Origin of the sequence: Halomonas salipaludis (genome assembly GCF_002286975.1) — a bacterium.
Classification (GTDB): domain Bacteria; phylum Pseudomonadota; class Gammaproteobacteria; order Pseudomonadales; family Halomonadaceae; genus Franzmannia; species Franzmannia salipaludis.
Genome location: NZ_NSKB01000005.1, coordinates 428689 through 440438, shown reverse-complemented (window position 1 = coordinate 440438; position 11750 = coordinate 428689). Strand labels below are relative to the sequence as shown.

The window sequence follows — 11750 nt, the reverse complement described above, 5'->3', positions numbered from 1 at the left end:
GCTTCCCCCGTTCATTCAGACGGGGACAGATCGCAGGCGTAGCCGGAAGATGAGATTCACAATATTAGCTATGGTGACCATACCCCCATCGCCATATGAGGCCATCATGCTAGAGTGCGACGACTCCGACATTACCGCCGTCTCCTTTCGCCTGCGTGCCGCTGGGCTGCTGGCAGGCATCGCATTGCCTGTCGCAGCCGCCGCACTCCCGCCGCCCGACACGACACCTCTACTCCGCGTCAGCGGCGATATCGCCCACCCCAATATTGGCGAGGAGGCGCACATCGACCGCAGCCTGTTCGCCAGCCTGCCCCGCCAGACGCTGGATACGACAACCGTTGTCACTGACGGCGTCAGCCACTTCGAAGGGGTCCTGATGCGCGACCTGCTCGATGCCGTCGGGGCTCAGGGAGATGAAGTCGTCGCCACGGCGCTGAACGACTACATCATCGACATCCCCATGCAGGATTTTCACGATTACGATGTACTACTGGCCGACACCATGGACGGCGAAACGCTCACCCCCCGGGACAAGGGGCCGCTGTGGATCGTCTACCCGCGTGACGACCACAGCGAGTTGCAGGATATTCGCTACGACTACCGCTGGGTGTGGCAGCTCGAGCAACTCGAGATCCGCTGATGGTCTGGCGCCGCCGCCCTGCCTATGCACTGCCGGCCCTGGCGATGATCGCCTTCGCCGGACTGCTGACGTTCTCCCTGGTGCGATTGATCCAGGTCGAGCAGGACATGCGCAGCAACGTCAGCGAGAACATGCTGTGGGTTATCACCCAGGCGCAGGTGGCCAGCCACCGGCTCGATGAAGAAGTGCATCGCCTCACGCTGGGTGACCAGGCCGCCCGACCGGCACTCCGTTATGACGTGCTGACCAGCCGGCTGGTATTGCTCGACGAGGGGCCTCAGCGTCGCTACCTGGCGGCGCTGGGGTTCGCCGAGCGGGTCGATGACGCCTTCGAACGCCTGGCGGCCATCGAACCGCAACTCGACGCCATCGCGCCAGACGCAGTGGCGGCGGCCGATAGCATCCACGCCGAGCTCAAGCCATTGATGCAAGATCTCAACCGCATTGCCAATGCCGTGATGGTCGAGGAGTGGGAAACCACCGGTGAACGCCTCGACCGGCACCGCGACAGCACCCTGCAGGTGATCGCTTCGGTGGTGGGGCTGATGCTCTGCGGGTTGGCCCTGGGCTATTTGCTCATCGGTGCGCTGCGTCAGCGCCGCGCCGCCCAGCAGGCGCTGGCCGAGCATCGCGACCAGTTGGAAGTCGAAGTGGAACGTCGCACCCAGGATCTCGAGGCGGCGCGACATCGCGTGGCCGCTGCCATCGATACGGCGCCGGATGCCTTTGCTGCCTTCGATACCGATGGACGGTTGGCATTGGTCAATCCCAAGCTGATCCAGATGTTGCCCGAGGCCAGTCGAGCACTCCCCCTGGGGTGCTCCCTCGAACACGCCCTGGCGGTACTCCGTGAGTGCGACGATAACGGCGAATTGGAGGACGCCGCCAACGATCCTCGCGAACGTACGCTACGCTGCGATCTGCATATCACCGAGCTGGGCTGGTTGCAGCTGACCATGAGCGCTAGCCGCGATGGTGGTCATGTCATGCGGCTGGCCGATATCACACCTTACAAGCAGGCCACCGAGGCACTGCAACGCGCCCTGCAGCGCGAACGCGGCGTCAGCGACTTCTACCGCAGCTTCGCGGCCATGGTCTCGCACCAGTTCCGCACCCCTTTGGCGGTGATCGACTCCGGCCTGCAGCGCCTGCAGCGGCGCGGCGAGCGCCTGGGTGGCGAGGAGCGACAGCAACGCTACCGACGCCTGCGCGACTCGGTCGCCCACATGACGCGTCTAGTGGGCAGCTCGCTGACCGCCGCCCGCCTGGATGGCGGCCAGATCGAGGCCGCTTCGACACGCTGCGACCTGCGCCAACTGGCGGAGCAATGCTGTCGCCTGCATGGCGAAGCCAGCGGCACATCGCGCATCCACCTGAGTCCCGGCGATGACACGCCGATCATGGCCTACTGCGATCCCGTGCTGGTCGAGCAGATCCTCACCAACCTGCTCTCCAATGCCCTCAAGTATTCGCCCGACGACAGCGCCGTCGAGGTCTGCCTGGGGCATGACGAGGCAAGCATATACTGTGCCGTTCGCGATCACGGACGCGGCATCGACGCAGCGGATCAAGCGCAGTTGTTCGAACGCTTCTTTCGCTCCTCCAATGCCACCGACCAGCCTGGCATCGGACTTGGACTCAATATCGCCCGTCATCTGGCACGCATCCAGCATGGCGACATCGATGTCCATTCGCGCCCCGGCACAGGCACCACCTTCCGCTTGCTACTGCCGCATGCCGATACGGCCGCTATTGAAACGGGAGAGGCTCAATGACACCCACCACGGCCCCGCGATCGCCGCTGATCCTATGCGCCGAGGATCAACACGATCTGCGTCACGACATCTGCGAAGAACTCAAGGAAGCCGGCTACGGCGTGATCGAAGCCGCCGACGGCGACGAGGCGATGCGTCAGCTCGAGCAGGCGGCTCCCGATCTGATCTTGTGCGATATCAACATGCCGGGGCATAACGGCTACCGCATACTCGAGGACATCCGCCAACGCCGACCCGACCTTGCCGATACGCCTTTCGTGTTTCTCACCGCCCTCTCCGGTCCTAGCGAAATCATCGACGGCAAGCGTCTCGGCGCCGATGACTACCTGGTCAAACCGGTCGATTTCGACCTGTTGCTGGCAACCATCGAGGCCCGCCTGCGTCAGGTGCAGCGCATGCGTCACAAGGCTCATGAGGAGCTCGACGAACTGCGTCGGGCCATGGCCCAACTGCGCCACGAAACATCCAAGCAGGCCTTCGGCGCCGCCACCCGAGCGCTGGACCTGGTGGCGCCGGGCATGGTGCTGCTCGACCACGAGGGCAAGCACCTATTCGCCAACCGTCAGGCACAGCTCCTGGTCTGCGAACAGAACGGTCTGCGTCTGGACGACTCCTTGATGGCACTTAGCAAGCGCGACTCTCGGGCGCTGAAGAAGATCCTCGACGCCGCGCTGGCGGCCAGCCAGGCTGGCGAGGACACCACTCGCTGCCTACGCTTGCCACGACCCGGCGAACGTCGCGACCTGCTGCTACTGGCCTGCTCACTGCCGCATCCCGACGCGATGATGGTCTCGGCCCCTTCGGTGGTGGTGATGCTGGCCGACCCCGAGCACCGCGGTCAGCTCTCCCAGCAGATGCTGGCCAGTCTATTCGGCTTGACCCCGGGCGAGGCACGCATCGCCGTGGCGCTGGCCGAAGGCTGGCGCACCGACGAGATTGCCGAGCGGCTGTCAATCGCCACCACCACCGTAGCCTTTCACTTGCGCAACCTGTTCCAGAAGACCGACACCCACCGCCAGGCTGATCTAATTGCCCTGCTGCTGGCCGGGGCAATGACCTGCTACGCCGACGCCTAAGCTCTGTCTGAAAAGTTGGCGAGCGAAGGTCAGACAAGGCAAAAATCGGCGAAAAGACGGAGTTTACGGGGTGTAAATGAGTACTTTGAGCCGATGTTTAACGCAGTATGGCCGAGCGCAGCCTTTTTTCGGACAGAGCCTAGAGCCGCGCCGCCAACCGCGTCCCCTGATCGATGGCGCGCTTGGCATCCAGCTCGGCGGCCTCATCGGCGCCGCCGATGATCTCCACCGCGACGCCTGCTGCCTGCAGTGGCGCCAGCAGCTCACGCACCGACTCCTGCCCGGCACACACCACCACGCTGTCGACCTCGAGCAGGCGCGGCTCGCCGTCGTGGCGGAGATGCAGGCCGTCATCGTCGATGCCCAGGTACTCGCAGCCGGCCAGGCTTTCAACGCCACGCTGCTTGAGCGCGGCACGGTGCACCCAGCCGGTGGTCTTGCCCAACCCTTTGCCGGGCTTGGAGGCCTTGCGCTGCAGCAGAAACACCTGGCGCGGCACCTCGGGGCGCTGGCGTGGCTTGAGCCCGCCGCGCTCGGCGACACCCAGGTCGACGCCCCACTCGTCGCACCAGGCGTGGGTATCCAGCGCCGGGTGGTCGACATGGGTCAGCAGCTCGGCGACGTCGAAGCCGATGCCGCCAGCGCCGATGATCGCCACCCGCCGCCCGACTCGCTCGGGGTGGGTGATCGCCGTGGCGTAGCTCATCACCTTGGGATGCTCGCTGCCGGGCAGATCGAGGCGCCGCGGCCGCACGCCGCTGGCCAGCACCACAGCGTCGAAGTCGCGCAGCGTATGGGCGTCGGCCTCGCAGTTGAGGCGCACCCGCACGCGGTGCTTGTCGAGCATCACCTTGTAGTAGCGCAGGGTCTCGTCGAACTCCTCCTTGCCGGGAATCTTGCGCGCATAGTTGAACTGGCCGCCGAGCTCGCCGGCACGCTCAAACAGCGTGACCCGGTGGCCGCGGCTGGCCGCGGTCACTGCGGTCGCCAGGCCCGCCGGGCCACCGCCGACCACCGCGATATCGCGCGGCTCGGCGGCGGGCTCGATGATGAGCTCGGTCTCGTGGCAGGCGCGCGGGTTGACCAAGCACGAGGTCAGCTTGCCCTGGAAGGTGTGGTCGAGGCACGCCTGGTTGCAAGCGATGCAGGTATTGATCTCGGCACTGCGCCCCTCGGCGGCCTTGGCCACCCACTCGGGGTCGGCGAGGAAGGGGCGCGCCATGGAGACCATGTCGGCGTGGCCGTCGGCCAGTACCCGCTCCGCCACCTCGGGCATATTGATGCGGTTGGTGGCAATCAGCGGAATCGACAACTCGGCCTTCATGCGCCGGGTGACCTCGCTGAAGGCCGCCCGCGGCACGCTGGTGACGATGGTCGGCACCCGCGCCTCGTGCCAGCCGATGCCAGTGTTGATCAGGCTGGCGCCGGCGTCCTCGATGGCCCGGCCCAGGGTCACGATCTCGTCCCAGCTGCTGCCCTCCTCGACCAGATCGATCATCGACAACCGGAAGATGATCAGGAAATCGTCGCCCAGGGCGGCACGGATGCGCCGCACGATCTCCACCGGCAAGCGCATGCGGTTCTCGAATGCTCCGCCCCAGGCGTCCTCGCGCTGGTTGGTGCGCAGGCACAGGAACTGGTTGATCAGGTAGCCTTCCGAGCCCATCACCTCGACGCCGTCGTAGCCGGCGTCGCAGGCCAGGCTGGCGCAGCGCACATAGTCGTCGATCTGCTGCTCGACCTCGTCACTGGAGAGCGCACGCGGTGTGAAGGGGTTGATCGGCGCCTGCAGCGCCGAGGGTGCCACCAGCTCGGGGGAGTAGGCGTAGCGCCCGGCGTGGAGGATCTGCAGACACAGGCGCCCGCCCTCGGCGTGCACCGCCTCGACCACCGGCCGATGGCGCTCGGCCTCCTCGCTGCAGGTCAGCTTGGCAGCGCCCTGGAACACCGCGCCCTCGGGGTTGGGCGCGATGCCGCCGGTAACGATCAGCGCAACCCCGGCGCGGGCGCGCTCAGCATAGAAGGCGGCGAGGCGCGCGTAGCCGTCCGGCGCCTCCTCGAGATTGGTGTGCATGGAGCCCATCAGCACGCGGTTGGGCAGCGTCACGCTGCCCAGGGTCAGGGGACGGAACAGGTGTGGATAGTCGGTCACGGCGGCTGCCTCGTTTGCGGCAAAATTCAAACAACTGTATGACAATTCTGCGGTAGAGTGTAGACGAACCGCCCAGAGACTCAATCCCGACCAAGAGGGTGTTTACAAAAGTCACGAGCGAAGGCCAGGCAAGGCGAAATCAGCTGAAAAACGGACCGGGCTCGCGCGCGAGTTTACGAGTGTGTAAATGAGCATTTTGAAGGTGATTTCAACGCAGCATGGCCAAGCGCAGTAATTTGTAGACACCCTCCAAGGCCGTAGCGGCATTTCATCATCGCCAAGGAGCCCTCATGTCCGACCTTGCCGTCAGCCCCGTCGAACGCCACGCCGTGCCCCTCGCACAGGGCGCCGTGCACCTCACCCGCTTTCGTCCGCAGGGCAGACCGCGCGGCTGCGTGCTGTGCTGGCACGGCGCCATCGAGTCGGGGCGTATCTTTCACAGTCGCTCGGGCAAGGGCCTGGCACCGTGGCTGGCCCGCCACGGCTATGAAGTGTTCGTCGCCGACCAGCGCGGCCGCGGCGAGGCACCGCCGCAGCCGGCACGCGGCATCGCGCTGGACCAGACCGACGTCATCGTCGACGAGATCCCGGCGGCAATCGAGGCCTGCCTGGCGCTGTCCGGCGCCGCGCGCCTGCATCTGGTCGCTCACTCCTGGGGTGGGGTGCTGCTCGCCTCGAGCCTGGCGCGCTCTGCGACGCTGCGCGATCGCGTCGCGCGCCAAGCCTACTTCGGTACCAAGCGTAGCGTGAAAAGCTGGACCCCGCAGCGGCTGCTCTACGTCGACCTGATCTGGAAGGGGCTGGCGCCGCTGGCGAGAGGAGTGTGCGGCTACCTGCCGGCGCGGGCGCTGCGCTGGGGTAGCGACGACGAGTATGCCGGCAGCCATCGCCAGGGCGCCGACTGGGTGCGCCCCAGGCCATGGGTCGACCGTCGCGACGGCTTCGACTACGCCGCGGCGCTGGCCGACGGCGGCCTGCCGCCGGTGCTGCATATCGCCGGTGCCGCGGATCGCGCCCTGGGCCACCCCGCCGATGTGGCACGCTTCGCCGCGGAGTGCGGCCCGCACCGCCAGCGCCACCTGGTGCTGGGTCGCGACCAGGGGCTCAGTCGCGACTACGGCCATCTCGACATGCTGACCCACCCCAGCGCAATGCAGGAGGTCTTTCCGACGCTGGTGGAGTGGTTCGAGGAAGGCTGACAGCAAAAACCCCGAGCCTCGGCTCGGGGTCTGCAGAATTCGGGGTTGTCGATATGGCGGACCGGACGGGACTCGAACCCGCGACCTCCGGCGTGACAGGCCGGCATTCTAACCAACTGAACTACCGGTCCGCGATGGTGGGTGATACCGGATTCGAACCAGTGACCCCCAGCATGTGAGGCTGGTGCTCTAACCAACTGAGCTAATCACCCACGCGTACGACAAAATAAGACAGGCACAGACATGGCGGACCGGACGGGACTCGAACCCGCGACCTCCGGCGTGACAGGCCGGCATTCTAACCAACTGAACTACCGGTCCGCAGTGGCGATAAGGCCTGTCGGCCAGAGCGCGCATCTTGCCTGGTGCTGCTGGCAGCGAACTGCCGATTGGAAAACTGGCGGACCGGACGGGACTCGAACCCGCGACCTCCGGCGTGACAGGCCGGCATTCTAACCAACTGAACTACCGGTCCGCTGTGTTTCCTACGTATCCAAGCCTGCTGTCTCAGGCCCCATCGCTGGGCGATGGTGGGTGGTACTGGGTTCGAACCAGTGACCCCCAGCTTGTAAGGCTGGTGCTCTCCCAACTGAGCTAACCACCCCTCGGTACGTGGCGACGCATTCTACAGTGCGCGGTTTCGATGTCAACGCTTTTTGCATTATGCCAGGCTCATCATGCCTCCCTCCAGCAACCACGCTTTTGGTTGACTTTCATCGACTTGCCCGCATTGCCACGGCGATCGTCGCGGCCGCCTCGTCGATCAGCGAGGCCTGGGTGCGACCCGACATCTTGCGCGGTTTCCAGTCGTGCTCGCCATCCTCGAGAAAGTGCACCTGGGTCTGCGCCGGCAGCCGATAGCCTTCGACCTCGTCGCGATTGCCGAACGGATCGCGACTGCCCTGCAGCACCAGGATCGGACAGGCCAGCAGCGGCCAGTGGGCAAGCCGGGTGGCGTCCGGCTTGCCCGGCGGATGAAACGGGTAGCCACACAGCACTAGCCCGGGGGCCTCGTCACGCGCGGCGAGTAGACTGGCCGCACGTCCGCCCATCGACTTGCCACCCAGCCACGGGGCGGGCAGCGAATTATGTGACACGATGTCGCACCAGGCGGCCAGTTCATCGACCAGTTTATCGATCCGCGGCGGCGGCCGGCGGCGGCCCTCCTGGCGCATGCGACGCATGTAATCGAACTCCACGCCGAGCGCCTGCACACCGCGCTCGGCGAGTGCCTCACGCAAGCGTTGCATGAACGTGGAATCCTGCCCGGCGCCTGCGCCGTGGGCCAGTAGCAGGCGTCCCACGCGCGCCTCTCCGATTACCTCGAGACGGCCGTGAGCGACCACCTCGAGGGTGCCCTGACGCCCCTCGACGAGCCACTCCGCCACCTGCTGGGGTACTACGCCAACCTCGTTTCGTCCCTGCCTGTGGGTCACGTTCATCTCCTGATGGGGTCTACGCTTAAGCGTGAATGGATGTTCAGCTTGGGCGGCTGCTGCGCTAGAATCGCCGCCCGATATCTTGATCTGCATCATTATGGGGGCAGCCACGCCCGGGCACACTAGCGTCCGGAACGTATCCCCCACTCGCGTTCGATGGGAACCTGACATGAGCACAGCATTTGAACACCCGACCTACAACTACAAGGTAGTTCGGCAGTTCGCGATCATGACGGTGGTCTGGGGCATCGTTGGCATGGCCATCGGTGTCATCCTGGCCGCTCAGCTGGTCTGGCCGCAACTGAACCTCGGACTGCCGTGGACGAGCTTCGGCCGCCTGCGCCCCCTGCACACCAACGCCGTCATCTTCGCCTTCGGTGGCTCGGCGCTGTTCGCCACCTCCTACTACGTGGTTCAGCGCACCTGTCAAACGCGCCTGATCTCAGACAAGCTCGCCGCCTTCACGTTCTGGGGCTGGCAGGCGGTGATCGTCGCCGCGGTGATCACCCTGCCGATGGGCTTCACCACCTCCAAGGAGTATGCCGAGCTGGAGTGGCCGATCAACATCCTGCTGGCCGTGGTATGGGTGACCTACGCCGTCGTCTTCCTGGGCACGATCAAGATCCGCAAGACGCCACACATCTACGTCGCCAACTGGTTCTTCGCCGCCTTCATTCTCACCGTGGCGGTGCTGCATATCGTCAACAATGCGGCGATCCCGGTGACCATGATGAAGTCGTACTCGATCTACGCCGGCGCCATCGACGCCATGGTGCAGTGGTGGTACGGCCATAACGCGGTCGGCTTCTTCCTCACCGCCGGCTTCCTCGGCATGATGTACTACTTCGTGCCCAAGCAGGCCGAGCGCCCGGTCTACTCCTACCGGCTGTCGATCGTGCACTTCTGGGCGCTGATCATCATCTACATGTGGGCCGGCCCCCACCACCTGCACTACACCGCGCTGCCCGACTGGGCCCAGTCACTGGGCATGATCATGTCGATCATCCTGCTGGCGCCCTCCTGGGGTGGCATGATCAACGGTATGATGACCCTCTCCGGCGCCTGGCACAAACTGCGCACCGATCCGACCCTGCGTTTCCTGGTGGTGGCGCTGTCGTTCTACGGCATGTCGACCTTCGAAGGGCCGATGATGGCCATCAAGACCGTCAACGCGCTGTCGCACTACACCGACTGGACCATCGGCCACGTCCACTCCGGGGCGCTCGGCTGGGTGGCGATGATCACCATCGGCTCGATCTACCACCTGCTGCCAAGGCTCTACGGCCAGACCGAGATGTACTCGGTCAAGCTGATCGCCGTGCATTTCTGGCTGTCGACCATCGGTACCGTGCTGTACATCGCCGCGATGTGGGTCAACGGCATCCTGCAGGGCCTGATGTGGCGCGCCGTCAACGCCGACGGCACCCTGATGTACACCTTCATCGAATCGGTGGAGGCCAGCGGGCCCGGCTACATCGTGCGCTGGATCGGCGGCCTGTTCTGGATCACCGGCATGCTGCTGATGGCCCTGAACACCTACATGACCATCAAGCGTAGCACCGCTGCCCAGCAGCCGCTGCCGCAGACCGCCTGAGCAACCCGGGGAAGTCGTTAGCATGAAACACGAGATTGTCGAAAAGAATGTCGGCCTGCTCTCCGTGCTGATCCTCGTGGTGATCAGTTTCGGTGGCCTGGCCGAGGTCGTGCCGCTGTTCTTCCAGGAGGACACCACCGAGCCGGTCGAGGGCCTCGAGCCGCTGTCGGCACTGGAGCTCGAAGGGCGCGATATCTACATCCGCGAGGGCTGCGTCGGCTGCCACTCGCAGATGATCCGCCCATTCCGCGCCGAGACCGAGCGCTACGGTCACTACAGCGTGGCCGGCGAATTCATCTACGAGCACAACTTCCTGTGGGGCTCCAAACGCACCGGCCCGGACCTGGCCCGTGTCGGTGGCCGCTACAGCGACGACTGGCACCGCGCGCACATGTACAACCCGCGCGACGTGGTGCCCGAGTCGATCATGCCGGCCTATCCGTGGCTGTTCGAACGTACCCTCGACGGCAATAGCACGCCGCGCAAGATGCAAGTGCTGCGCAGCATGGGCGTGCCCTACACCGACGAGGACATCGAAAACGCCACCGCCGAGGTGCGCGGCCAACAGGAGATCACCGCGCTGATCGCCTATCTTCAGCAACTTGGCACCGTGCTCGAGGGCACTCGTTGATCATGGATACCGGAACCTTTCGCGGCATCATCACCTTTCTGGTGCTGGTTTCCTTTCTCGGCATCACCTGGTGGGCCTACTCGAAACGCCGCAAGCCGGACTTCGATGAGGCCGCCAACCTGCCGTTCGCCGATGACGATGAGCCGTCGCAAGACGCCAGCGCCCCGGTCCGCGAGCCTGACACTCGCGACGCCGAATCCCGCACCGACAAGGGAGACAAGAACACATGAGCAATCTCTGGGATGACTCCCTCTCCGGCTTCTGGAGCGCCTGGATCATCGTCATCACGCTGGGCACCATCGCCTTCAGCGCCTGGATCCTGTTCGCCAATCGGCGTACCGACAAGGTGCCGGACGCCGAGGGCAACGTCGAGACCACCGGTCACGCCGCCGACGGTATCGAGGAGTATGACAACCCGCTGCCGCGCTGGTGGTTCATGCTGTTCATCGGCACCATCATCTTCTCGCTGGGCTATCTGGCGCTCTACCCCGGCCTGGGCAACTTTCGCGGCATCCTCGGCTGGAGCCAGGTCGGCCAGTGGGAAGACGAGGTGGCCCGCGCCGAGCAGCGCTACATGCCGATCTTCGCCCAGTACGATGAGATCGAGATCCCCGAGCTGGCGCGGGATCCCGAGGCGATGCGCGTCGCCGAGCGCATCTACCAGAACAACTGCGCGGTGTGTCACGGCGCCAACGCCCAGGGCGGCTACGGCTTCCCCAACCTGACCGACGGCGACTGGCTCTACGGCGGTGAACCGGACAACATCGTCACCAGCCTGGTACGTGGCCGCAACGGCCTGATGCCGTCCTGGCAGCAGCTCGGTGCCAACAACATCGAGAACGTCACCCAGTACGTGCTGTCGCTCTCCGAGCTCGACCACGACGAACAGCGCGCCAGCCAGGGGCAACCGATCTACGCCGCCTCCTGTGCTGCTTGTCACGGCGCCGAAGGCCTCGGCAACCAGGCCCTGGGCGCGCCCAACCTGACCAACGACATCTGGCTCTACCAGGCACCGGGGCAGAGCGTGGCCGACTCGGTACGCCAGACGCTGCGCAATGGCCGCAACGGCCATATGCCGGCCCAGGCCGCCTATATCGGTGAAGAGCGCGTCCACCTGGTGGCCGCCTACGTCTACAGCCTCAGCCTGGACGACGACGAGGAGTGATCCGTTGCCGGCGCCGCCCTGCGCCGGCAGCTGACCTCGTAGGCTGGTGCGGCCCGCGGTCGCACCGGCCTCGCCGGCC

Annotated in this window: 10 protein-coding genes and 5 tRNA genes; 8 read left to right on the top strand and 7 right to left on the bottom strand. The window is 65.3% G+C overall.

Going from position 1 to position 11750, the window contains the following annotated elements:
- Positions 1-106: 106 nt before the first annotated feature.
- The 3 genes from CK498_RS15195 to CK498_RS15185 are packed head-to-tail and all read left to right on the top strand — an operon-like array spanning position 107 to position 3491.
- Complete coding sequence (locus tag CK498_RS15195) at positions 107-640, top strand: molybdopterin-dependent oxidoreductase (RefSeq protein WP_095621686.1); 534 nt, start codon at positions 107-109, stop codon at positions 638-640.
- Positions 640-2415, top strand: coding sequence for a sensor histidine kinase (locus tag CK498_RS15190; protein WP_217987787.1), 1776 nt, complete (start codon positions 640-642; stop codon positions 2413-2415). The genes CK498_RS15195 and CK498_RS15190 overlap by 1 nt, the downstream gene beginning before the upstream one ends.
- Complete coding sequence (locus CK498_RS15185) at positions 2412-3491, top strand: response regulator (protein WP_095621685.1); 1080 nt, start codon at positions 2412-2414, stop codon at positions 3489-3491. The genes CK498_RS15190 and CK498_RS15185 overlap by 4 nt, the downstream gene beginning before the upstream one ends.
- A gap of 139 nt (positions 3492-3630) precedes the next feature.
- On the opposite strand, the gene CK498_RS15180 is transcribed toward CK498_RS15185, so the two are convergent.
- The gene (locus CK498_RS15180) at positions 3631-5643 is read right to left on the bottom strand and encodes an NADPH-dependent 2,4-dienoyl-CoA reductase (protein ID WP_095621684.1); all 2013 of its coding nucleotides are present in this window, start codon (positions 5641-5643) and stop codon (positions 3631-3633) included.
- Positions 5644-5933: 290 nt separating this feature from the next.
- Here CK498_RS15180 and CK498_RS15175 point away from each other — a divergent pair, with 290 nt between their 5' ends.
- The gene (locus CK498_RS15175) at positions 5934-6842 is read left to right on the top strand and encodes an alpha/beta fold hydrolase (RefSeq protein ID WP_095621683.1); all 909 of its coding nucleotides are present in this window, start codon (positions 5934-5936) and stop codon (positions 6840-6842) included.
- Positions 6843-6896: 54 nt separating this feature from the next.
- Here the strand turns inward: CK498_RS15175 and CK498_RS15170 are convergent.
- From CK498_RS15170 to CK498_RS15145, 6 genes are all read right to left on the bottom strand, one after another.
- Positions 6897-6973: transfer RNA gene (locus CK498_RS15170), tRNA-Asp, on the bottom strand.
- Positions 6974-6977: 4 nt separating this feature from the next.
- Positions 6978-7054, bottom strand: a tRNA-Val gene (locus tag CK498_RS15165).
- A 32-nt stretch (positions 7055-7086) separates the two neighbouring features.
- A tRNA-Asp gene (locus CK498_RS15160) sits at positions 7087-7163 on the bottom strand.
- A gap of 77 nt (positions 7164-7240) precedes the next feature.
- A tRNA-Asp gene (locus CK498_RS15155) sits at positions 7241-7317 on the bottom strand.
- A gap of 53 nt (positions 7318-7370) precedes the next feature.
- Positions 7371-7446: transfer RNA gene (locus tag CK498_RS15150), tRNA-Val, on the bottom strand.
- Positions 7447-7555: 109 nt separating this feature from the next.
- Complete coding sequence (locus CK498_RS15145) at positions 7556-8284, bottom strand: alpha/beta family hydrolase (RefSeq protein WP_407645860.1); 729 nt, start codon at positions 8282-8284, stop codon at positions 7556-7558.
- A gap of 166 nt (positions 8285-8450) precedes the next feature.
- Between CK498_RS15145 and ccoN the strand changes: the two genes are divergently transcribed.
- Genes ccoN through ccoP form a run of 4 tightly spaced genes read left to right on the top strand, consistent with a single transcriptional unit; the run spans position 8451 to position 11671 of the window.
- Positions 8451-9875, top strand: coding sequence for a cytochrome-c oxidase, cbb3-type subunit I (ccoN, locus tag CK498_RS15140; protein WP_095621682.1), 1425 nt, complete (start codon positions 8451-8453; stop codon positions 9873-9875).
- 22 nt (positions 9876-9897) lie between these two features.
- Positions 9898-10506 (top strand): cytochrome-c oxidase, cbb3-type subunit II, encoded by a 609-nt coding sequence (ccoO, locus tag CK498_RS15135; RefSeq protein WP_095621681.1) that lies wholly within the window; start codon positions 9898-9900, stop codon positions 10504-10506.
- A 2-nt stretch (positions 10507-10508) separates the two neighbouring features.
- Entirely contained in the window at positions 10509-10736 is a 228-nt protein-coding gene (locus CK498_RS15130; RefSeq protein ID WP_095621680.1) for a cbb3-type cytochrome oxidase subunit 3, read from the top strand.
- Positions 10733-11671: a cytochrome-c oxidase, cbb3-type subunit III gene (gene ccoP / locus CK498_RS15125; protein WP_095621679.1), complete on the top strand. Its 939-nt coding sequence runs from the start codon at positions 10733-10735 to the stop codon at positions 11669-11671. Before CK498_RS15130 ends, ccoP begins: the two co-directional genes overlap by 4 nt.
- Positions 11672-11750 lie beyond the last annotated feature (79 nt).

Bases quoted from the DNA above. Each gene is read 5' to 3' on its own strand.
- ccoP (WP_095621679.1), top strand. From the start codon at position 10,733: ATGAGCAATCTCTGGGATGACTCCCTCTCCGGCTTCTGGAGCGCCTGG.
- CK498_RS15190 (WP_217987787.1), top strand. From the start codon at position 640: ATGGTCTGGCGCCGCCGCCCTGCCTATGCACTGCCGGCCCTGGCGATG.
- CK498_RS15175 (WP_095621683.1), top strand. From the start codon at position 5,934: ATGTCCGACCTTGCCGTCAGCCCCGTCGAACGCCACGCCGTGCCCCTC.
- CK498_RS15195 (WP_095621686.1), top strand. From the start codon at position 107: ATGCTAGAGTGCGACGACTCCGACATTACCGCCGTCTCCTTTCGCCTG.
- ccoO (WP_095621681.1), top strand. From the start codon at position 9,898: ATGAAACACGAGATTGTCGAAAAGAATGTCGGCCTGCTCTCCGTGCTG.
- CK498_RS15130 (WP_095621680.1), top strand. From the start codon at position 10,509: ATGGATACCGGAACCTTTCGCGGCATCATCACCTTTCTGGTGCTGGTT.
- CK498_RS15145 (WP_407645860.1), bottom strand. From the start codon at position 8,284: ATGAACGTGACCCACAGGCAGGGACGAAACGAGGTTGGCGTAGTACCC.
- CK498_RS15185 (WP_095621685.1), top strand. From the start codon at position 2,412: ATGACACCCACCACGGCCCCGCGATCGCCGCTGATCCTATGCGCCGAG.
- ccoN (WP_095621682.1), top strand. From the start codon at position 8,451: ATGAGCACAGCATTTGAACACCCGACCTACAACTACAAGGTAGTTCGG.